The organism is Paenibacillus dendritiformis (assembly GCF_945605565.1).
In the GTDB taxonomy this organism is placed as follows: Bacteria; Bacillota; Bacilli; order Paenibacillales; family Paenibacillaceae; genus Paenibacillus_B; species Paenibacillus_B dendritiformis_A.
This window is the reverse complement of sequence record NZ_OX216966.1, coordinates 580,839-600,189: the sequence shown is the minus strand read 5'-3', so window position 1 is coordinate 600,189 and position 19,351 is coordinate 580,839. Positions and strand designations below refer to the sequence as shown.

The window sequence follows — 19,351 nt, the reverse complement described above, 5'->3', positions numbered from 1 at the left end:
ATCATGTAAAGTAGAGCAGAAATGGTTGGCAATGGAATTGGTGATTTGTTCCACGTGGAACAATATTTTTGTTCAAGTTCTATCCTTGCAGGAAATAGGTGCCTGCTTGGAGAATAGATAGGATAGAGAGTAGCTGTATTCATGTGTCAGCATGGATATTGCACGGGTAGGCTTTTCATGTAGGTATGGATTACGGATTATACAATCCGATGGAGCAGAGCAACTGCCGCTTCTTCAAGTGTCTGGCATTATTTTGAAGTTAGGTGGTATTATCGGATATGAAAGAACAACTGTCTCGGTTATTCGGTTTTGCAGAGCGGGGAGCGCTGGATGAGGTCAAACAGCTTCCGGTGGACGAGATTGTCACCAGCCCTTATCAACCGCGCACCATTTTTGATGATGAACGAATTGATGAATTGTGTCAGACGATTAAGACCCATGGTGTTATTCAACCGATCGTGGTTCGGCAGCGTAACGGCAAGTATGAGATTATTGCCGGGGAGCGGCGTTGGCGAGCAGTGAAAAAGCTGGGCATGGACACCATCCCGGGGATTATTCGAGAAATTAACGATTCTCAAGCGGCGTCTATTGCCCTCATTGAGAATTTGCAGCGTGAAGGGTTGACCGCGATCGAGGAAGCGGTTGCTTATCAGAAGCTGATCGATCTCCATGATCTGACACAAGAAAGCTTGGCGCAGCGATTAGGCAAAAGCCAATCGACAATAGCCAACAAGATTCGGTTGCTTCAACTTCCCGAAGCAGTCAAGACAGCTCTGATGGAACGCAAGTTGACGGAACGTCATGCCCGGGCACTGTTGAGTCTCGATTCGGAAGAATGGCAGCTCAAGCTATTGAATGAGATCATTACTAAAGAACTGAATGTGAAGCAGACGGAAGCGAGAGTCGCTTTCTATAAAGAAGTCAATAAGGCCAAAAAGACGAAACGCATTTCGTTCACGAAAGATGTGCGCTTGGCCTTGAACACGATTCGCCAGTCGATTGATATGGTCTCTGGATCCGGCCTGAAGATTAAAACGGATGAGAAGGATCATGAGGATCATTACGAAATTGTGATTAAAATTCCGAAACGATAAAATCACGTCTTGAAGTCCAATCATGTGCTGCATGTCTACCATTGCTTACAATCGGATGAAGACGTTGGTGTTGTTCGCATGGCGGAACGTTAGGGCGGCAGCCAAGACGCCGCTCTTTTTATTGCATAGGAAAGCAATTGAAGTCTCGATGCAGCTGGAGAAGGCAGAAAGAATCAACATTGAGGTGAAGAGGAATGGCTAAAGTCATTGCCATTACCAACCAGAAAGGCGGCGTCGGGAAGACCACGACGACGGTGAATTTGGGTGCGGGTTTGGCGTTGCTAGGCAAGCGGGTATTACTGGTAGATATCGATCCGCAGGGCAATACGACAAGCGGAGTAGGGATTAATAAAGCGGATGTAGCCAACTGCATTTATGATGTCATCATTAATGACGTCCATCCCAAAGATGCGATCGTTCCTACGATGGTCGAAGGCTTGCATATTATACCGGCCACGATTCAATTGGCGGGGGCCGAGATTGAGCTGGTTCCGACGATTTCACGGGAAGTCCGGCTGAAGAAGTCATTGCAGCTTGTGGCCCATTTGTATGATTATATATTGATTGATTGTCCGCCGTCCTTAGGGATTTTGACGATTAATTCGCTGACGGCCTCTCATTCCGTCATTATTCCGATTCAATGCGAGTACTATGCATTAGAAGGCTTGAGCCAACTGCTCAATACGGTAAGACTGGTGCAAAAACATCTCAATACGTCCTTGCAAATTGAGGGCGTGCTGTTGACGATGCTGGATGCTCGTACGAATCTGGGCATTCAAGTCATCGAAGAGGTGAAAAAGTATTTTCAGCAAAAGGTGTATCAAACGATCATTCCTCGGAATATCCGTTTGAGCGAAGCGCCGTCGCATGGACAGTCGATTATGACCTATGATCCGAAATCGAAAGGCGCCGAGGTATATTTGGAACTTGCGAAGGAAGTGATTTCATATGAGTAAGCGTTTAGGACGTGGCTTGGATGCGCTCATTCCTTCTTTATCCGTGAACGATGATGATAAGGTTACGGAAGTGTCCTTGCAGCAATTGCGTCCGAATCCTTATCAGCCGCGCAAAAACTTCGATGAACAGTCGATTCAGGAATTGGCCGAGTCGATTAAGCAGCATGGTGTTATTCAGCCGATTATTGTTCGGAGCGTCGTCAAAGGCTACGAGATCATCGCAGGGGAACGCCGTTACCGGGCTTCGCAATTGCTGGGGCTGACAACAATACCGGCCGTGATTCGCAGCTTTTCCGATCAGCAAGTGATGGAAATTGCCCTCATTGAGAACCTGCAGCGGGAAAATCTGAATGCAATCGAGCTGGCGCTTGCTTATCAAGGACTGATGGATCAATTCTCGCTTACGCAGGAGGAGCTGTCTGTTAAGGTAGGCAAATCGCGATCACATATCGCCAATTTCCTGAGATTGCTTCAGCTTCCGGAAGAAGTAAAGGAGTATGTTTCACGTGGAACACTGTCGATGGGACATGCACGCGCTATCGTAGGCGTAAAAGATACAACGAAAGTGAAGCAGCTTGCGAAGTCGACGATCGATCAAGGGTGGAGCGTCAGACAACTGGAAGAAGCGATACAGCAGCTTCATCAGAAAAACAAACCGGCAGACAAGCCGAAGGCTGTTCGCCATGATCCATACCTGCATGAGGTAGAGGAGAGCCTGCGCGAACAATTCCGCACCACGGTCCGGATTAAGCAAAATAAAGACAAAGGAAAAATTGAGATTGCGTATTTCAGCAAGCAGGATTTGGAAAGGTTGCTGGAACTGCTGCAGACCGTTTCTTCCAATTAATAATTTTTGCAAAAAAGCTGGACACTTGGTTGTCATCCTTTGCCCAAAGGATTAAACTAAGAATGCCAGTTTTTTTCTTTTTTGAGACCCGATTTTCCAAGCAGATTCCGGCTTGAAACGGATGATTTCCAGGGATATATTGGGATTAAAAAGGTTACAAAAATGTTCTATTTGCCCATGCCGGGATAAGGTAAAGTTATAGGTAGAATGAGGTGGATGAGATGCGCGGAAGAGAGGATGCGCCTCCAATCATTTATATGGATCATGCAGCCACCTCGTGGCCCAAGCCAGCATGCGTTATGGAAGCGATGCAGCGGTCGATGATGGAAGAAGGAGGCAATCCGGGGCGAGGCGGGCATCGGATTGCCGTAAAGGCGAGCAAGCGCATTCTTCATGCGAGAATGGCAGCGGCCGAGCTGTTCCAGGTGGCCAATCCGGTAGATATTGCCTGGATGTCCAATACGACGATGGCGTTGAACACGGCCATTCATGGCTACGTCCGGCCAGGGGATCATGTTGTAGCAACGGGTGTGGAGCATAACTCGGTTACTCGTCCGCTGGAGTGGTTGATGCGCCATCATCGGGTTGAGGTCACTTATGTCGAAGCGGATGCATCTGGAACGGTTGAACTGCATCGGATTCGGCAGGCTATGAAGCCTCATACCCGGCTCGTCATCTGCAATCATAGCTCCAATCTGTTCGGTTCCATCCAACCGGTAGGGGAGATTGCGGCTATTGCGCATGATTATGGCGCGAAGCTGCTTGTGGATGCGGCCCAGTCGGCGGGGCTGCTGCCCATCTCGGTGGCGGCGCTTGGCATTGATATGCTTGCTTTTCCCGGCCACAAAGGTCTGCTTGGGCCACAGGGAACCGGCGGGCTATATATTGACCCCGATCTCGATGTTCATCCTCTCGTACAAGGCGGAACGGGAAGCTATTCCGATGAAGCGGTTCACCCTGCCACGCGGCCGGACTGCTATGAAGCGGGGACGCCGAATACGGTCGGTATCGCCGGTATGGAGGCAGGGGTACGATATGTATTGCGGGAGACGGTAGAGGCCAGGTATAAGAAGGAATGGGGACTCACTCAGAAGCTGATGGAATCGATTGAACGGCTTCCAGGCCTGAGAATTCTTGGACCTGCGCTTGGGCAGCCACGGACGGGAATCGTATCGCTGATCAGCGAACGTATCGATAGTTCCGTCTTGGCCCATCGTCTCGATCGCGAATTCGGCATTGCGGCGAGGGCGGGATACCACTGCACTCCTGCGGCCCACCGGGCAGCGGGGACGTTGGAATCCGGCGCTTTGCGCATTAGTGTCGGTTGGAATACGACAGAGGCAGATATCGAAAAGGTAACGGAAGCTTTACATTGGTTATGCATCGGATAAGCTAGAGGCAGGAGAGAACAGAGACCTATGATGAATGAGTTATGGAATGATTGGTTACCGCTGGTCGTACTGTGTACGGCAGGGTTATCTCTTATGTTACTATTATTGGTATGGATTCAGGGCGTGAAGCTTCGCAAGCTGCGGCGGAAATACATGTCCATCATGGGGGAGAGCGGCGTCGAGCAGCTCGATCTGGTGTTGTCCAGCATGCATGATGACATGAGCCGGTTGCGGAGCGGAATCGAGCAGCATCAACGGCGCATTCAGCAGCTGGAAGGAGCCGCTGCCAGAATGAAGTCCCATGTCGGCATTCAGCGTTACAACGCCTTTGCAGAGCATGGGAGCGAATTGAGCTTCTCGATTGCCTGGATCAACGATGAACAAGACGGCATTGTGCTGACAGGCATTCATGGGCGGGATCATTCCTATGTTTACGCGAAGCCTGTGGAGAAAGGCCAATCCACGTATTCCTTATCACCGGAAGAGAAGCAGGCTCTTGAAGCGGCGGCAGCCAGCCGTGGACAAGCCGCCACGGCGAAGGCAGACAGAGATTAGTTAATCGGGGTTGTCCCTGCGATCGATTGATGAATCACTTCTCCGATCAGTTCGGCCATGCTCATGACCAGATGAAGCCGAGTGTTCTGCAGCACGAAATATTCCATGAAGCCTCCGACGTTGACGATGCCGGTTATGTGCATGTCGCCGACCGGGGGCAATTGTTTGTTCACTCCTGCGCCCGGACGGACAGGACCATGCTGGATCTGAACCGCGCCTACGCTGCTGCTCTGGCCAAGGCAGGCATCGACGGCCAAGATGAAGGTAGTCGGATCTTCCTGCCGCAATTCGTCCAGCTTGTCCTGCAAATTCATGGCATGGACTGGCTGCTGCAGCGTACCGAAAACACGGTACTGGGAAGTGGCTAACTTGACCAGATACGTGCCGACGAGCGGGCCAAGACAATCTCCGGTGGAACGATCAGTGCCAATGCATACAACCGTCAGCGATTGGTAAGGGGCGCGCATGCGCAAATGCTCGCGGCAGGAACGGACCAGCGTCGTCAGCGCTTCCGGCGTGTTGTAATCCACTTTGCATGGCGGACAATCTATTGGAGCGGGAGAATTGAAGAGAGAATAAGTCACGGCGCAACCTCCGTTTCTACGAAATAGTAGTAACTAGTATATGGATGAAAGAGGAGTTTTATACTCGGAAGAAGGAAATCATACCGTTAAGGAAGGGTGCGCCGTTATGAATGGAACGGAAGCGGAAGAATGGCTGCTGGCCTTTGATTCTACCCAGCATGCGCTGCGAATGGAAATGCTGATGGACTATCTCGAGCTGGACATTGACACTTGTCCGACACCGGCGCAGATTACGGCAGGATGCGCGCTGTCCATTCAGTTCCAGCCTGACGATCTGGAGGCGGTCCGAACGCTGATTCGAACCGAGCGGATCGAGATTCGCGGGATATTCTATAAGCAGGACGATCAATATATTCAATTGATAGAATCGGTAGAGGAGTGAGATGATGCTGCAGGCAGAACCGGCAGAGACGAACATGATGGAACAGAACATCGAACAGACGGTTAGCATATTTCAGAAATGGCAGCATCAGATTATAGACTGGATAACAGATCCTTCCACTTGGGAGTGGCTGATTATCAAGTCCATCCGGATCGTGCTCATTATTCTCATTTCCCGGATCGCGATCAAGGTGCTTTTCCGCATGATCGACAGGGCGATGAACAAGAAGGGAAGGGGCAATCTTACCCTTAACCCGCGCCGCCTGCTCACGATTGTGAAGCTGCTCAAAAATGTAACCTCATTGACACTGAACTTCACGATGATTATGTTCATTTTAATGGAGTTCAACGTCAATCTGGCTCCGCTGCTGGCTGGGGCAGGGGTCGTTACGTTTGCGATCGGCTTCGGCTCGCAGAGCCTGGTTAAGGACGTGATGACCGGATTTTTCATCATTTTCGAGGATCAGTTCGCCGTCGGGGACGTGATCAAGGTAGGACAGTTCCAGGGCACCGTGGAAATGATCGGTCTGAGGTCTACGCGGATACACAGCTGGACAGGGGAGATACATATTATCCCCAATGGAAGCATTACGGACGTAACCAACTACTCGATCAGCAATTCGTTAGCTGTGGTGGATGTCGTCATTGCTGCAGATGAAGACGTCGATGCGGCGGTTGAGCGAATGGAGAAGATATTGGCAGCCTTGCCGGAGCGCGAGCCGAATGTGATTCGGCAGCCGCAGGTGCTCGGGATTCAGACGATGACCCGCACCGAGACGACGATCCGCATCATCGCGGAATGCAAGCCGTTCACCCAGGCGCAGGTGTCCAGACTCATCAATCTGGAGGTTAGAAAGTCGCAGCACCGCAAAGAGGAGGAAGCGGCAGCGATTGAAAACTATGAAGGAAAGGGGATCTCGACGAATGGAACGTAAGCAATTTCAATTGGGGGATGTCGTGCAAATGAAAAAGCCGCATCCATGCGGCACAAATGAAATGGAAATTATTCGAATGGGCATGGATATTCGGATTAAATGCGTAGGCTGCAAGCATAGCGTGCTCATTCCTCGGGCCAAGTTCGAAAAAAGCATGAAAAAAGTGCTTCGATCGGCAGAGGCGGAGTCCTAAAAAAAGTCGAGTAAAACATCTTGCATTCTTCAAGTTCATGTGTTAAAATGAATTGTGCTGTGGAAAGGTACCCAAGAGGTCCAAGGGGGCTGACTCGAAATCAGCTAGGCGTGTCAAAGCGTGCGTGGGTTCGAATCCCACCCTTTCCGCCACTTTCAAAAATCCCGTTGTTATGCAGTTTTTATAACGGAATGTTATGCGAAAGCTAACCGAATTACATAGGTTGGTGTACTAGTTAATTACGGGACACCTAACTGATTTGTTTACCTCGTACGCAAATAAAGCGTAGGAGGTATTTTTGCGTATGGATAAGCGCAAAGGGAAGAAGACTATAGGGGCGCGGGTACCTGTGCCGACTGCTCGCGTCGAGCCGCAGACGTGTTCGTTGGAGAAAGCCGTTGATTTTGTCGTCAAGGTGAAGCGCGGCCTTGTTGCATCGTCCGTAAACGTCCGCATTCGCGTTCTAAGGACGTTCTTTAACGTTCTGCATCAAGAAGGCATTGAAGGCTCTAGACATAAATCATGGGAACAGTGGCCCGACATAATGGCGTTGATACTGGATAGCGGAATACGGCTCAACGAAATTGGCTCACTCGAAAAGAAGGATATAAATTTCGCCAAAAGGCAAATTGTTTTGCCCGCGTTCAAGAACAAAAATCGTAAATCGCGAATTCTGCTGCTATCTGCGGAAACTGTTCGATTACTAAAGCAGTTGATGGCGGAGTCTTCCGCAGTCTTCGATTCACCTTACGTTCACAACGAATTACGGCGAACAACTAAGCGAGAAGACAGTCAAGAAGGCATTCAGTAAGTACGCAGAGAAGGCGAAGATCGCGCGATCTGTATCGTCTCACATTTTGCGCCATAATTTCGGAACAATGTCAGCAGAGAGCGGCATGTCGATATTTCACTTACAGAAAATTCTAGGACATGCGGAGATTGCAACGACAGGGAAATATATGCCATTAAGTGAGGAATGCATATCTGAACAGCATGGAAAACAATCGCCTTTGTCAAGGATTATGCGAAGAAAGAGAAAGGGGAAAATACGGATCGTAAAACTGTCAGATGCTAAAAATATGTAGTATAATAATAATTAGCTAAGAGAACCTAGGAGCGATTATATCTGACGGTATTTGAATCTGTAACTTTAATGATTTCATTTGGCACCTTTGTCATTGCATTAATAGGATTGGTGATTACTATAGTATTTGGCGTTTTGTCTCAACAGAACAGCAAAAAACAACCCTAATGTCTTGGCGGATTGCGGGTTGTTTTCGAAGGTGAAAATATTACACTATCTCTTAGCTATGGAGGCGTCATTCCCAGTGACGTCTCTTTGTATATTCTATATACTATATAGCATAACTTAATAATAAACTTTTGGTTTACGTATGTAAAGTTTTTTCGCTAAATCCACGCATCTATTCGGAACTTCATCGTCATGTGGGCAGGCCATCTTCGGTTTCCGTTCCGCAAGGGTGTAATACATACGTTAGCGTGTTGGCTGCTTGCTTAACGACTAACTGATACGGTACCTCTTACGCGATTATGCGTAGGAGGTCTTTTATTTATGACATTAATATGGTTTACCCCGTCCAATAAATAGGATATAATTACCATGCAATAGAATGGCTTTATGGGCGGTCGGCTAATCTCCCGGAAGGGAGGTGATGCCAGTGAGCGTATACGAAGCGCTATCCGTTATGTTCCAATTTGGACTTTGGATATTCGCGTTACTGACGTTTGTCGTGACGCTGCTGATATACCTGCACACAAAAAAATAGGCCGCCCCCAAGCTAAGGTCACGGCCTATTCAGGTATTACCTTGGTTGTAAGCCACCGCCTTTGAAGCGGCTATTGCGAAAGAGTCGTGTTGCAGCACGGCTCTTTTTCTTATTTATATGATAGCATAGCGATTATTATACGTCTACTTTATTTGGCATTTGTGCGAATCCGTGGCTCTGGCCCAACGTACGTAAATGAAAGGACTCCGCAGCTGCAGAGTCCTTTCCTGGTTGACGGTGCATGATTAGACCTTCTTTACTTCACTTCTTCAGATGGCTCAGGTTCATCATATATGGCAGACCATACAAGATCTGTGATTCAGACTAAAGTGTCTTTGGCACAACCCCTCGCTTCTCTTATGATGTTATCGTAAAGTGTGCGTCATCACTTGGCTGTTTCGCTGCAATGTTCAACGGAACCCACCTCGCTTTGCACCGTCAGTCGTTATTATGGCTGTTCATGCCGATTTTATGCGCAGGAAAATGTTTTATTTAGTGTGTAAGAGCGTGTGATTTCTTTTTCCATTTGCGGTCCTTGTTGGTTGTCTCGGGAAACGTCTCGCCTTTTTTCAATCGAATCTGCTTCGGATCCTGAATCTCCGTGTGGAAACTGGCTTCGCCTACCTCCATGTAGATACCGTCGTTGGGCGCCTTGTCTCCCGGTTCAAATTCGGTGCGTTCACCCATCCTTGCCACCTCCTGACATCGGCAGAATTGTCGCTTCTTCAATGGGTATTGTTCGCGTCCGGTTACAGATTCATGAGTGGAGAAATGTAGGAGAGAGAATGGCCCCCATGGAACCCATCTTGCTTCGGGGTGACGGTAATCCGGGATGAAAAATGCCAAGACAGCAAAGGAATGGCTTGCACCATAGCCCTGTTTTTGATATATTTATTTAGTGCGAGTTTTCTCGCTCCTTGCTCCTGACACACCGATCAGGGGCCTGAAGTCCAAGAGGAGGTGAACGTGAAATGCGCAAATACGAATTGATGTACATCATTCGTCCAGACATCGAGCAAGAAGCTGTCCAAGCTGCAGTCGACAAATTCCAAGGCGTCATCTCTAACGAAGGCGGGGAAATTACGAAGCACGACGTGATGGGCAAACGCCGGCTTGCTTATGAGATCAAGAAGTTCCGCGACGGTATCTACGTTCTCGTGAACTTCACTGCACAACCTGCAGTGGTTGCCGAGTTGGAGCGTCAATTGAAGATCTCCGACGAAGTTATCCGCCATCTCGTAACAACAGACGTGGCTTAATTGCCAACCATCGTTTTCGTAAGGATACGTCGAAGGAGGGGATTACATGTTGAATCGCGTGATCTTGATTGGTCGTCTAACCCGTGACCCTGAATTGCGCTATACGCCATCCGGAGTTGCTGTGACGCAATTTACGTTGGCGGTCGATCGTCCGTTCTCGAACCAGAGCGGCGAGCGGGAGGCGGATTTCATTCCAGTGGTTACATGGCGGCAGTTGGCAGAGACTTGCGCTAATTATTTGCGTAAAGGTCGGCTGACGGCAGTGGAAGGCCGAATCCAAGTCCGTAATTACGACAACAATGAAGGGAAGCGCGTATACGTTACGGAGGTTATCGCCGATAACGTACGATTCCTGGAGTCCAACCGCGACAGCGGGGGAAGTCGTGATGATATGGGCGGAGGTTATGGCGGCGGACAGCCGAACAATAACTCACGGCCATATGGCGGAGGAGGCTCTAACCAGTCCCGCGGTCCGGCAGCGGATCCATTCTCTGACGACGGCAGACCGATCGATATTTCTGATGATGATTTGCCATTTTAATAGGGAAAGGACTGAATGGAATGAGCTTCAAGCAAAATGAAGGCGGCGAACGCCCTGAGCGTCGTTTTGGCGGCCGTAAAGGACGCAACAAGCGCCGTAAAGTATGTTACTTTACTGCGAACAAAATTACGCACATCGATTACAAAGACACGGATCTGTTGAAGAAATTCATCAGCGAGCGCGGTAAAATTCTGCCTCGCCGTGTAACAGGAACAAGCGCAAAGTATCAACGTTTGTTGACTGTAGCGATCAAACGCTCCCGTCAAGTAGCGTTGCTGCCATACACAACGGAGTAATGCAAGAGAGCAGCCGGGTCGACGACTCGGCTGTTTTTTTATGTCTTCTTTTACATGTCCCAGCCTCAAAAAAATATAAATTTCCCCTTAAAAACCTATTAATTATTCCCACATTTTCAATATATAAACCAAATCTGTGACGAATCTGTATTTTATTTTTTGATCAAATACATGTAAAATAAGACTTGTTGTTTTCTGTAATTCGACAATGTATGGTAAGATCCAATGCAATACCTCATGGCTCCACTCATGCGACTAGCTACAAAAATAGACAAATCGGACCATGAGCTAACTAGGGGTAAGCCGAACATGAAGTGAAGTCGGCTTCATCTTCCTCGGCATGAGCTGGAAGATGATCCGGATTGAACGAGTGTCGATCGGCAGGATGCGCCATTCATCAAGGGCGTGTCCCGGAGCATAATATGCTAAAGGAATGCATCGCACGGATTGCGTCTTATGGGGAAGACGCGGCGGGAAGAAGCGATGTTTCATTTGTTGATCAGTTGTGTAATCATCCGGCAAAGGGGTGCGGCAAAAGAACTTGCCCAAGAAAGTACAGCAAAGAGAAAACAGGGCAGCGGGCAGGGCGCTACAAATTCATCAAAAGGAAGAAGTTGATAGCATGAAAAAATATAAAAAATGGTGGATAGCCTTCCTGGTCATCGCCATCATCGGATTCGGAGGATTTTTCTTCCGGAAGCAGATCGCCGTTTTGGCGTTCGACATGTTCCTGTCGGGGCATGTAGAGGAGACACTGGAGAATTCGTACAAACCAATTGAGGGAAAAGAGGAAGTTATCCGCAAAGTTACCGAGCCGTTCTCGGTATTGCTGTTAGGCATCGATGCCCGCGGCAATGAAGTGGGGCGTTCGGACACCATCATTTATTCCGTCGTTCGCCCGGAAGACAATAAAGTGCTGCTGCTGTCGATTCCGCGGGATACGTACACCGAGATTATCGGTAAAGGGTTCGAGACGAAGCTGAACCATGCCTACGCTTACGGGCAGGCCAAAATGAGCATGGACTCCGTGGAGAACCTGCTGAAGCATAAAGTCGATCATTACGCGACCATTAACTTCGAGGGCTTGAAGGATGTCGTTGATGCGCTGGATGGCGTAGAGCTTCCGATCAAGGAAGATATTGTGAACAAGGATCCGAACCATGAGAAATTCCGGATCGAGGCCAATAAGCCAATATACAACGGACAGGAAGCATTATACTTCGTCCGCTATCGCGAGGATTCTGACATGAACCGGACGATGCGCCACCGGATCTTCTTGAATGCCGTCATGCACCGGGCAATCGAAATGGACAAAATCGGCCGAATTCCTGAACTTATTCAAATTATGGGTGATAATTTCTCGACCGATATTCGTCCTAAATTCATGATTGACCTGGCGAAGACGATGTTCACGCAGTCGGATACGCCGCAAATGAGCAGCTACATGCTGCATGGAGACGGCAAGATGATGAGCAATGTGTGGTATTACATGGTCGATGAAGAAGATATGAATTATGTGCAGACGCTTCTTGATAATTGGCTGGATCCGAACACGAAGAAGGCCGATCTGATGGAACCGCGTGAAGTAAAGGGAGATTAAAACGAAAAGAGTCAGTCGTGATTGCGGCTGACTCTTTGTTTTTGATAAGGGAAATGTGTTAATTTAATCTTAGGGAGAAAAATGGCCCCTGCTTGACATGAGGAGGAGACCACGCGGATGAATATTGCTTTTTTCTTGACACCCAAACATGAAGTCGTATGTTTGACGGTGAGCGCCACCTTGCGTCAAACCTTGGAAAAAATGGAGCATCATCGCTATACCGCCGTGCCCATATTGAATGATGAAGGGGAATTTGTGGGGACGGTTACCGAGGGAGACCTGCTGTGGCATATGAAGAATTCGAATGGGAGCATTACCTTCGAGAACGCGTCGCGCTTTTTGCTGAAGGATGTGCCCTTGAATGTGCGCCATAGAACGGTGCGCATCGATTCGAATATGGAGGATCTGATCAACTTGGCCAAGGTGCAGAACTTCGTTCCGGTCGTTGACGATATGAACCGCTTCATCGGCATTGTCCGGCGCAGCCAAATTATTGAATATTGCGAGCAGTTCACGTCGAAAGCCATGAATATCAAGTAAATATGGTATAATGAAGAATGACGGTTTTATTGGGGACAGGGAAAAAATAAGGAAGTTAGCCCCGGTTCTTGCGTGACGAACGGGATAGAACCAAGAGGGAAGAAGAGCTTCTCAAGAGGTGAATAGGTTGAAATATCGCTGGTCATCGTTAGCATGGGCGGTTGCGGCGCTCGTATTGTTATTATCCATCCTACAACCGATTCAGGTGTTGACGATGAGTTTTATGGCGGTGCCGTTTGTCATGCTCTACGCAACACAATCCCTGCGCGGATTTATTCTGCATGGGGCGGCATTGTTATTGCTTGTGTATGTTCTGCTCGGCAGCTTAGGGATGGTAGGCGTGCTGACGGGTGTATATTTTATGATTCCGGGAATCGTATTCGGTCATATGTTCAAGCAGAAGCGGCCGGCCTTGAACGTATATGTCGCGGGAACGGCCACATTTCTCGTGGAATCGCTGCTGCTGTTGGCGCTCGCGAAGCTGGCATTCGACTTCAATGTGTATAACTACATTATGTCAGTGATGAACGAGAGCATGGCCGGATTGCAGCAGACTACACTGTTCCCGGCGGATCTGACGCAGGAGATGAAGGAGCAATTCGTTATCCTGCTCAGCCAAATGATCCCGTTCATGCTGATTATCGGCGCGCTCTATATGGGCACCATTACGTATGCGATTAGCCGGGCGCTGCTCACGGCGCAGGGCATCCAGGTGCAGAAGCTGAAGCCGGTTCGGCAATGGATGCTGCCGCGGGCATTGATCTGGTACTACTTAATTACGATCATTCTGGATCTGATCGTGCAGAAGTCATCAGGAAGCTTCCTGACTCTGATCCTGATCAACCTGGTACCGCTGCTTCAAATCGCTTTCATGGTGCAAGGCATCGGCTTCCTGTTCTTCCTGGCGCATTCGCGCAAATGGAACAGGGCCATTCCAGTCGTTGCCACCATTGCAGTCATCTTTCTGCCGTTCCTCCATGGCATTTTGCGAATTATCGGAATCGTGGATCTGGCCTTTCCGCTTCGACAGGCCATGTCCAAGCCAAAAGCGTAGGGTGAGAAGCTATGCCTAAAATGTTGTTCCAACGCTGGTATTTCAAGCACATCATCTGGACGTTCGTGCTGCTCGTCGTGGTCACGAGCGTCCTCGCTTATTACAACTGGATGGTCGGCTTGCTTGCCTTCGCCGGCATTGCCGCATTGGCTGTGGCTTCGCTGGCGGCGGAACACAAATTCCGGCAAGAAACCGAATTGTATCTGACCACGCTGGGGCTTCGCGTCAAGCGGGCCGGAGAGAGCGCCATCGTCGATCTGCCTTACGGCATTCTTCTGTACAGCGAGAACCGGGTCATCGAATGGCATAATGCTTATGTGGCGCAGCTTGTGGAGCAGGACGGCCTGATCGGCCAGGAATTGGGGGAGGTCTTCCCTCAGCTCCAGGCAGGCAAGGATTCGGAGCACGCGCAGGAGCTGTTCATCGGCGGACGCATCGTGCATGCGGATATTGTCCCGGGGGAGCGGGTCGTCTACTTCACGGACATTACCGAGATATGGACTATCCGCAAGCGGTACGAGGAAGAACGCATCGCCGTAGGAACGGTCATTATGGACAATCTGGAAGAATCGACCCAAGGCATGGAGGACCAGCAGCGGACCGGGCTCATTGCACGCGTCGCCGGACAGATTACGGAATGGGCGGCAGAGAACGGGATTCTGATCCGGCGGCTCTCTTCCGAGCGGTATTTCCTGGTCATGGATGTACAGACATTGAAGGCGCTGGAACAGACCCGGTTCGCGATTCTGGACGAAGTGAGAGAGGTGCTGTTCGGCAATAAGCTCCCGGTTACGCTCAGCATGGGGATTGCTGCCGGAGCGGACAGCATTGCCGAGCTCGGCCGGATGGCTCAATCCAGCCTGGATATCGCATTGGGCCGGGGCGGGGATCAGGTCGCTGTCCGCATGGGCCAGCGGCTGTCTTTCTATGGAGGCAAGTCGAACGCGGTCGAGAAGCGGACGCGGGTGCGTGCGCGCGTCATCGCGCATGCGCTGCGCGATTTCATCCAGCAGAGCGACGCCGTGTTCATCATGGGGCATAAAGTGCCGGATACCGATGCGATCGGTTCGGCGATCGGCGTGCTGCACGCATGCCGGATGCTTGATGTCGAGGCGTATATTGTGCTGGAGGACAGCAATCCGTCCATCGACCGGATGGTGGACCACCTGCGGAGGGACGAGATTCTCTGGTCCCGCTTCATTACCCGGGGCGAAGCCGTCGAGATGATTACCGAGGCCAGCCTGGTCGTCGTGGTCGATACGCACAAAGCTTCCTTGGTGGAAGAGCCGAAGCTGCTGCGCTCGGAACGGATCGTCGTCATCGATCATCATCGGCGCGGCGAGGAATTCATCAACGACGCGGTGCTTGTCTATCTGGAGCCGTATGCGTCGTCCACGGCCGAGCTCGTCACGGAGCTGCTGCAATATATCCAGAACCGGATTAACTTGAGCATGCTGGAAGCGACCGCGCTGCTGGCGGGGATCACGGTGGACACGAAGCATTTCACGCTGCGGACCGGTTCGCGCACCTTCGATGCGGCCAGCTTCCTCCGCCGCCAAGGCGCCGATCCGCTGCTCGTGCAGCGCGTATTGAAGCAGGATCTCGAAGAATATATCGAGAAGGCCGAGATTATCCGGCGCGCGGAAATGCTGTACGGGCATATTGCGGTCGCGGTAACGGAGCCAGGACGCAAATATTCACAGTTGCTCATCGCGCAGGTAGCTGATACGCTGTTGAATATGACCGATGTGCTGGCATCGTTCGTCATTAGCGAACGTCCGGACGGACTCATCGGGATTAGCGCGCGATCGCTCGGGCAGATGAATGTCCAGGTGGTGATGGAGCGGCTGGGCGGAGGCGGCCATCTGACCAATGCGGCCGTGCAGTTGGCATGTCCGCTGGAGGAAGCGGAGGCCAAGCTGAGACGCGTGCTCGAAGAAATTGATGCGGAAGAGGGGTTGTTCGAATGAAAGTCATTTTGTTGCAGGATGTTAAAGGACAAGGCAAGAAGGGCCAAATCAAGGAAGTCTCCGAAGGATATGCGCAGAACTTCCTGTTCAAGCAGGGACTTGCGCGTCCGGCGACGGAAGGCAATCTGAAGACCCTGGAGCAACAGCATAAATCGGAGCAAAAACGCAAGGAGCAGGAGAAGCTGGATGCGGAGAAGCTTGCTGCGACCTTGAATGAGACGACAGTACCGCTGTCGGCGAAGGCGGGAGAAGGCGGCCGCCTGTTCGGGGCGATTACGACGAAGCAGATCGCGGAAGCGCTCAGCAAGATGAAGCTCAAAATCGATAAGCGTAAGATCGAACTGGACGAACCGATTCGTTCGCTCGGCTATACGAATGTAACCATAAAGCTGCACCCGGATGTAAAGGCGACAGTGAAGGTTCACGTCACGGAGGAATAAGATGAACGACTTGTTCGTTGATCGAATTCCGCCGCAGAATCTGGAGGCGGAGCAAGCGGTACTCGGGGCGATTCTGCTGCAAGCCGAAGCCTTGATTACGGCGATGGAACGGATTCAGCCGGAGGACTTCTACGATCCGGCTCACCAAATGATCTACGAGGCGATGATTGAACTCGGCGAGGAAAATCAGCCTGTCGATCTGATTACGCTGACGGCCAAGCTGCAGGCGAAGCAGCAGCTGGAGGATGTCGGCCGCATCTCGTATCTGACGAAGCTGGCCAACGCGGTGCCGACGGCGGCCAACGTCGATTACTATGCGCAGATTATCGAAGAGAAGTCGATGATGCGCCGCCTTATTCGGACCGCGACCCAGATCGTGAGCGAGGGCTATTCCGGCGGCGAGGATGTCTCCGGCCTGCTGAGCGATGCGGAGCGGCGAATTCTGGAAATATCCAATCGCCGTTCGTCCACCGGCTTCATCGCGATCAAGGATGTGCTGATGGATGTGTACGAGCGGGTCGAGTTCCTGAGCGAGCATCAGGGCGGGACGACGGGGATTCCGTCAGGATTCCCCGATCTGGACAAGATGACGTCCGGCTTCCAGCGAAGCGACCTCATTATCGTGGCGGCCCGGCCATCGGTAGGGAAGACCGCGTTCGCGCTCAATATTGCCCAGAATGTCGGCGTGCGGGCGAAGGAGACAGTGGCGATCTTCAGTCTGGAGATGTCCGCCGCACAGCTCGTTCAGCGGATGATCTGCGCGGAGTCGAACGTGGATGCAGGCCGGCTGCGTACCGGACAGCTGGAGGACGATGATTGGGAGAAGCTGACGATGTCGATTGCGGCGCTCTCTGAGGCCGAAGTCTATATCGATGATACGCCGGGCGTGACGGTCGCTGATATCCGGGCGAAATGCCGGCGTCTGAAGAAAGAGCGCGGGCTGGGCATGATTCTGATTGACTACTTGCAGCTCATTCATGGCCGCGGCAAGCCGGGAGAGAACCGGCAGCAGGAAGTATCCGAGATCTCCCGGACGCTGAAGCAGATTGCCAGGGAGCTCGAAGTGCCTGTCATCGCCCTCTCGCAGCTGAGCCGGGGCGTGGAGCAGCGCCAGGATAAGCGCCCGATGATGTCCGACTTGCGGGAATCCGGTTCGATTGAGCAGGATGCCGATATCGTCGCCTTCCTGTACCGCGATGACTATTACAATCAGGATACCGAGAAGAAGAACATCATTGAGATCATTATCGCCAAGCAGCGGAACGGTCCGGTCGGAACCGTCGAGCTCGTCTTCCTCAAAAATTTCAATAAATTCGTAAGCTACGAACGCAATCATCATGAAATGCCTACAGGATAAACATTTAATGGTATTCATAGCGTGCGAGCGTTACTTTTCCGAACATTGATATGTGGTCGGTACGTAACGTTCGCTTTTTTATTGACTTCATCTTCTAACGCTGATACACTTAAAATGCTGCCTTCGGAAGAATGCAGCGAATATTGGTGTGTGAACACCCGACGGGGGTATGAAAATGTCTACAGTAGTCGTCGTAGGAACCCAATGGGGTGACGAGGGAAAAGGGAAAATTACCGATTTCCTCGCCGAAAGCGCAGATGTAGTGGCGCGATATCAAGGCGGTAACAATGCGGGGCACACGATCCTAATCAATAATAAAAAGTATAAGCTGAGCCTAATACCATCCGGCATCTTCTACACGGACAAAATCTGTGTCATCGGTAACGGAATGGTGGTCAATCCAAAGGCGTTAATCGAAGAAATTGGATATATTCACGATAATGGCTTCTCGACCGATAATCTCCGCATCAGCGATCGCGCGCATGTCATTATGCCATATCATATGGTGCTGGACGGGTTGGAAGAAGAACGCAAAGGACCGAACAAAATCGGGACGACCCGCAAAGGGATCGGACCTGCGTATATGGACAAAGCAGCCCGCAACGGCATTCGCATCGTCGACTTGCTCGACAAGGACGTATTCGAGGAGAAATTCCGCCATCTCGCCAAAGAGAAGAACGAATTGATCCGAATGTACGGCGGCGAAGAGCTGGATGTTGAAGCGACGCTGAACGAATATCTGCAATATGCGGATGCAATCCGCAAGTATGTCGTCGACACTTCCGTCGTGCTGAACGATGCGATCGATGCCGGCAAAAAGGTGCTGTTCGAAGGGGCGCAAGGCGTCATGCTCGATATCGACCAAGGCACCTATCCGTTCGTTACGTCCTCGAATCCGACGGCAGGCGGCGTCTGCATCGGTTCGGGCGTGGGACCTTCCAAGATCGAAGAGGTTATTGGCGTCGCCAAGGCCTATACGACACGCGTCGGCGACGGTCCGTTCCCGACGGAGCTGAACTGCGAGACGGGAGACTTCATCCGCGAAGCGGGCCATGAATATGGCACCGTTACCGGCCGTGCCCGCCGCGTCGGCTGGTTCGACAGCGTCGTCGTGCGCCATGCACGCCGGGTAAGCGGCATTACCGGATTGTCCTTGAACTCGCTGGATGTGCTGACTGGCTTGAAGACGGTCAAAATCTGCACGGCTTACAAATACCGTGACGAGGTAATTGAGCATTATCCTGCGAACTTGAACATGCTCGCGGAATGCGAAGCCATCTACGAGGAAATGCCAGGCTGGACGGAAGACATCTCGCAATGCAAGACGATGGAAGAGCTGCCGGAGAGCACCCGCAACTATGTGAAGCGGGTCTCGGAGCTGACAGGCATTCCGATCTCGATCTTCTCGGTCGGACGCAATCGCGAACAGACGAACCAGGTTCGCCCAATCTATCGCTAATACATGAAGACACTTGAAGATAACCGGTTGTTCCTGAGAGGAACGGCCGGTTTTTTTTTGCGCATTTGTGGGCATACTAAGCAGTAACACAAATGCAACTCTATCCGTTCTC

24 protein-coding genes and 1 tRNA gene are annotated in these 19,351 nt (G+C 50.9%); 23 read left to right on the top strand and 2 right to left on the bottom strand.

From position 1 onward, the window contains the following. Positions 1 to 278: 278 nt before the first annotated feature. The 5 genes from noc (at position 279) to NNL35_RS02520 (ending at position 4,843) form a co-directional block, all read left to right on the top strand. Entirely contained in the window at positions 279 to 1,094 is an 816-nt protein-coding gene (noc, locus tag NNL35_RS02540) for a nucleoid occlusion protein (protein ID WP_006678735.1), read from the top strand. Between the two features lie 194 nt (positions 1,095 to 1,288). After that, entirely contained in the window at positions 1,289 to 2,050 is a 762-nt protein-coding gene (locus NNL35_RS02535; protein ID WP_006678734.1) for a ParA family protein, read from the top strand. Then, positions 2,043 to 2,897, top strand: coding sequence for a ParB/RepB/Spo0J family partition protein (locus tag NNL35_RS02530; protein ID WP_006678733.1), 855 nt, complete (start codon positions 2,043 to 2,045; stop codon positions 2,895 to 2,897). Before NNL35_RS02535 ends, NNL35_RS02530 begins: the two co-directional genes overlap by 8 nt. 221 nt (positions 2,898 to 3,118) lie before the next feature. Next, the gene (locus tag NNL35_RS02525; RefSeq protein WP_006678732.1) at positions 3,119 to 4,288 is read left to right on the top strand and encodes an aminotransferase class V-fold PLP-dependent enzyme; all 1,170 of its coding nucleotides are present in this window, start codon (positions 3,119 to 3,121) and stop codon (positions 4,286 to 4,288) included. Between the two features lie 27 nt (positions 4,289 to 4,315). After that, complete coding sequence (locus tag NNL35_RS02520) at positions 4,316 to 4,843, top strand: DUF4446 family protein (RefSeq protein ID WP_006678731.1); 528 nt, start codon at positions 4,316 to 4,318, stop codon at positions 4,841 to 4,843. Here the strand turns inward: NNL35_RS02520 and yyaC are convergent. Next, positions 4,840 to 5,427, bottom strand: coding sequence for a spore protease YyaC (yyaC, locus tag NNL35_RS02515; protein WP_040733349.1), 588 nt, complete (start codon positions 5,425 to 5,427; stop codon positions 4,840 to 4,842). The two genes, NNL35_RS02520 and yyaC, sit on opposite strands and share 4 nt — an antisense overlap. Before the next feature lie 106 nt (positions 5,428 to 5,533). Here yyaC and NNL35_RS02510 point away from each other — a divergent pair, with 106 nt between their 5' ends. The 8 genes from NNL35_RS02510 (at position 5,534) to NNL35_RS30590 (ending at position 8,723) form a co-directional block, all read left to right on the top strand. Further along, positions 5,534 to 5,809 carry a putative Se/S carrier protein gene (locus tag NNL35_RS02510; RefSeq protein WP_006678729.1) on the top strand — a complete coding sequence of 92 codons (276 nt, stop codon included), beginning with the start codon at positions 5,534 to 5,536 and terminating at the stop codon, positions 5,807 to 5,809. A gap of 4 nt (positions 5,810 to 5,813) precedes the next feature. Continuing rightward, a complete protein-coding gene (locus NNL35_RS02505; RefSeq protein ID WP_006678728.1) occupies positions 5,814 to 6,743 on the top strand; it encodes a mechanosensitive ion channel family protein in 930 nt (309 codons plus the stop codon). Further along, positions 6,733 to 6,936, top strand: a complete 204-nt coding sequence (locus tag NNL35_RS02500; RefSeq protein WP_006678727.1) for a DUF951 domain-containing protein — start codon at positions 6,733 to 6,735, stop codon at positions 6,934 to 6,936. The genes NNL35_RS02505 and NNL35_RS02500 overlap by 11 nt, the downstream gene beginning before the upstream one ends. A gap of 61 nt (positions 6,937 to 6,997) precedes the next feature. Continuing rightward, a tRNA-Ser gene (locus NNL35_RS02495) sits at positions 6,998 to 7,088 on the top strand. 152 nt (positions 7,089 to 7,240) lie between these two features. Continuing rightward, positions 7,241 to 7,747, top strand: a complete 507-nt coding sequence (locus tag NNL35_RS02490) for a site-specific integrase (RefSeq protein WP_006678726.1) — start codon at positions 7,241 to 7,243, stop codon at positions 7,745 to 7,747. Further along, positions 7,677 to 8,021, top strand: a complete 345-nt coding sequence (locus NNL35_RS02485) for a tyrosine-type recombinase/integrase (protein WP_238535422.1) — start codon at positions 7,677 to 7,679, stop codon at positions 8,019 to 8,021. The genes NNL35_RS02490 and NNL35_RS02485 overlap by 71 nt, the downstream gene beginning before the upstream one ends. Before the next feature lie 41 nt (positions 8,022 to 8,062). Then, positions 8,063 to 8,188, top strand: coding sequence for a putative holin-like toxin (locus tag NNL35_RS02480; RefSeq protein ID WP_138985664.1), 126 nt, complete (start codon positions 8,063 to 8,065; stop codon positions 8,186 to 8,188). A gap of 421 nt (positions 8,189 to 8,609) precedes the next feature. Beyond that, positions 8,610 to 8,723 carry a putative holin-like toxin gene (locus NNL35_RS30590; RefSeq protein ID WP_275100803.1) on the top strand — a complete coding sequence of 38 codons (114 nt, stop codon included), beginning with the start codon at positions 8,610 to 8,612 and terminating at the stop codon, positions 8,721 to 8,723. A gap of 492 nt (positions 8,724 to 9,215) precedes the next feature. Here the strand turns inward: NNL35_RS30590 and NNL35_RS02475 are convergent, their stop codons facing one another. Next, the gene (locus NNL35_RS02475; protein ID WP_006678725.1) at positions 9,216 to 9,410 is read right to left on the bottom strand and encodes a YjzC family protein; all 195 of its coding nucleotides are present in this window, start codon (positions 9,408 to 9,410) and stop codon (positions 9,216 to 9,218) included. Positions 9,411 to 9,694: 284 nt separating this feature from the next. Between NNL35_RS02475 and rpsF the strand changes: the two genes are divergently transcribed. The 10 genes from rpsF (at position 9,695) to NNL35_RS02425 (ending at position 19,239) form a co-directional block, all read left to right on the top strand. Next, the gene (rpsF, locus tag NNL35_RS02470) at positions 9,695 to 9,982 is read left to right on the top strand and encodes a 30S ribosomal protein S6 (RefSeq protein ID WP_006678724.1); all 288 of its coding nucleotides are present in this window, start codon (positions 9,695 to 9,697) and stop codon (positions 9,980 to 9,982) included. 46 nt (positions 9,983 to 10,028) lie between these two features. After that, positions 10,029 to 10,523 carry a single-stranded DNA-binding protein gene (gene ssb / locus NNL35_RS02465; RefSeq protein WP_006678723.1) on the top strand — a complete coding sequence of 165 codons (495 nt, stop codon included), beginning with the start codon at positions 10,029 to 10,031 and terminating at the stop codon, positions 10,521 to 10,523. Between the two features lie 20 nt (positions 10,524 to 10,543). After that, positions 10,544 to 10,819, top strand: a complete 276-nt coding sequence (rpsR, locus tag NNL35_RS02460; protein WP_006678722.1) for a 30S ribosomal protein S18 — start codon at positions 10,544 to 10,546, stop codon at positions 10,817 to 10,819. 622 nt (positions 10,820 to 11,441) lie between these two features. After that, positions 11,442 to 12,419: an LCP family protein gene (locus NNL35_RS02455; protein ID WP_006678721.1), complete on the top strand. Its 978-nt coding sequence runs from the start codon at positions 11,442 to 11,444 to the stop codon at positions 12,417 to 12,419. A 117-nt stretch (positions 12,420 to 12,536) separates the two neighbouring features. Next, positions 12,537 to 12,959 (top strand): CBS domain-containing protein, encoded by a 423-nt coding sequence (locus NNL35_RS02450; protein WP_006678720.1) that lies wholly within the window; start codon positions 12,537 to 12,539, stop codon positions 12,957 to 12,959. 118 nt (positions 12,960 to 13,077) lie between these two features. Next, a complete protein-coding gene (locus NNL35_RS02445; RefSeq protein WP_254552901.1) occupies positions 13,078 to 14,013 on the top strand; it encodes a DUF2232 domain-containing protein in 936 nt (311 codons plus the stop codon). Positions 14,014 to 14,024: 11 nt separating this feature from the next. Beyond that, entirely contained in the window at positions 14,025 to 15,983 is a 1,959-nt protein-coding gene (locus NNL35_RS02440; RefSeq protein ID WP_040733332.1) for a DHH family phosphoesterase, read from the top strand. After that, positions 15,980 to 16,423, top strand: coding sequence for a 50S ribosomal protein L9 (gene rplI / locus NNL35_RS02435; protein ID WP_006678717.1), 444 nt, complete (start codon positions 15,980 to 15,982; stop codon positions 16,421 to 16,423). Before NNL35_RS02440 ends, rplI begins: the two co-directional genes overlap by 4 nt. A 1-nt stretch (position 16,424) precedes the next feature. Further along, positions 16,425 to 17,780 carry a replicative DNA helicase gene (gene dnaB, locus NNL35_RS02430; RefSeq protein WP_006678716.1) on the top strand — a complete coding sequence of 452 codons (1,356 nt, stop codon included), beginning with the start codon at positions 16,425 to 16,427 and terminating at the stop codon, positions 17,778 to 17,780. Between the two features lie 175 nt (positions 17,781 to 17,955). After that, positions 17,956 to 19,239, top strand: coding sequence for an adenylosuccinate synthase (locus tag NNL35_RS02425; RefSeq protein ID WP_006678715.1), 1,284 nt, complete (start codon positions 17,956 to 17,958; stop codon positions 19,237 to 19,239). Positions 19,240 to 19,351: the final 112 nt, after the last annotated feature.

Excerpts from the sequence above, each read along its gene's own strand:
- noc (WP_006678735.1), top strand. The coding sequence starts at position 279 with ATGAAAGAACAACTGTCTCGGTTATTCGGTTTTGCAGAGCGGGGAGCG.
- NNL35_RS02535 (WP_006678734.1), top strand. The coding sequence starts at position 1,289 with ATGGCTAAAGTCATTGCCATTACCAACCAGAAAGGCGGCGTCGGGAAG.
- NNL35_RS02450 (WP_006678720.1), top strand. The coding sequence starts at position 12,537 with ATGAATATTGCTTTTTTCTTGACACCCAAACATGAAGTCGTATGTTTG.
- NNL35_RS02500 (WP_006678727.1), top strand. The coding sequence starts at position 6,733 with ATGGAACGTAAGCAATTTCAATTGGGGGATGTCGTGCAAATGAAAAAG.
- dnaB (WP_006678716.1), top strand. The coding sequence starts at position 16,425 with ATGAACGACTTGTTCGTTGATCGAATTCCGCCGCAGAATCTGGAGGCG.
- rpsR (WP_006678722.1), top strand. The coding sequence starts at position 10,544 with ATGAGCTTCAAGCAAAATGAAGGCGGCGAACGCCCTGAGCGTCGTTTT.
- NNL35_RS02455 (WP_006678721.1), top strand. The coding sequence starts at position 11,442 with ATGAAAAAATATAAAAAATGGTGGATAGCCTTCCTGGTCATCGCCATC.
- ssb (WP_006678723.1), top strand. The coding sequence starts at position 10,029 with ATGTTGAATCGCGTGATCTTGATTGGTCGTCTAACCCGTGACCCTGAA.
- rpsF (WP_006678724.1), top strand. The coding sequence starts at position 9,695 with ATGCGCAAATACGAATTGATGTACATCATTCGTCCAGACATCGAGCAA.
- NNL35_RS30590 (WP_275100803.1), top strand. The coding sequence starts at position 8,610 with ATGCCAGTGAGCGTATACGAAGCGCTATCCGTTATGTTCCAATTTGGA.
- NNL35_RS02490 (WP_006678726.1), top strand. The coding sequence starts at position 7,241 with ATGGATAAGCGCAAAGGGAAGAAGACTATAGGGGCGCGGGTACCTGTG.
- NNL35_RS02530 (WP_006678733.1), top strand. The coding sequence starts at position 2,043 with ATGAGTAAGCGTTTAGGACGTGGCTTGGATGCGCTCATTCCTTCTTTA.
- NNL35_RS02440 (WP_040733332.1), top strand. The coding sequence starts at position 14,025 with ATGCCTAAAATGTTGTTCCAACGCTGGTATTTCAAGCACATCATCTGG.
- NNL35_RS02525 (WP_006678732.1), top strand. The coding sequence starts at position 3,119 with ATGCGCGGAAGAGAGGATGCGCCTCCAATCATTTATATGGATCATGCA.
- rplI (WP_006678717.1), top strand. The coding sequence starts at position 15,980 with ATGAAAGTCATTTTGTTGCAGGATGTTAAAGGACAAGGCAAGAAGGGC.
- NNL35_RS02510 (WP_006678729.1), top strand. The coding sequence starts at position 5,534 with ATGAATGGAACGGAAGCGGAAGAATGGCTGCTGGCCTTTGATTCTACC.
- NNL35_RS02425 (WP_006678715.1), top strand. The coding sequence starts at position 17,956 with ATGTCTACAGTAGTCGTCGTAGGAACCCAATGGGGTGACGAGGGAAAA.
- NNL35_RS02505 (WP_006678728.1), top strand. The coding sequence starts at position 5,814 with ATGCTGCAGGCAGAACCGGCAGAGACGAACATGATGGAACAGAACATC.
- NNL35_RS02475 (WP_006678725.1), bottom strand. The coding sequence starts at position 9,410 with ATGGGTGAACGCACCGAATTTGAACCGGGAGACAAGGCGCCCAACGAC.
- NNL35_RS02520 (WP_006678731.1), top strand. The coding sequence starts at position 4,316 with ATGATGAATGAGTTATGGAATGATTGGTTACCGCTGGTCGTACTGTGT.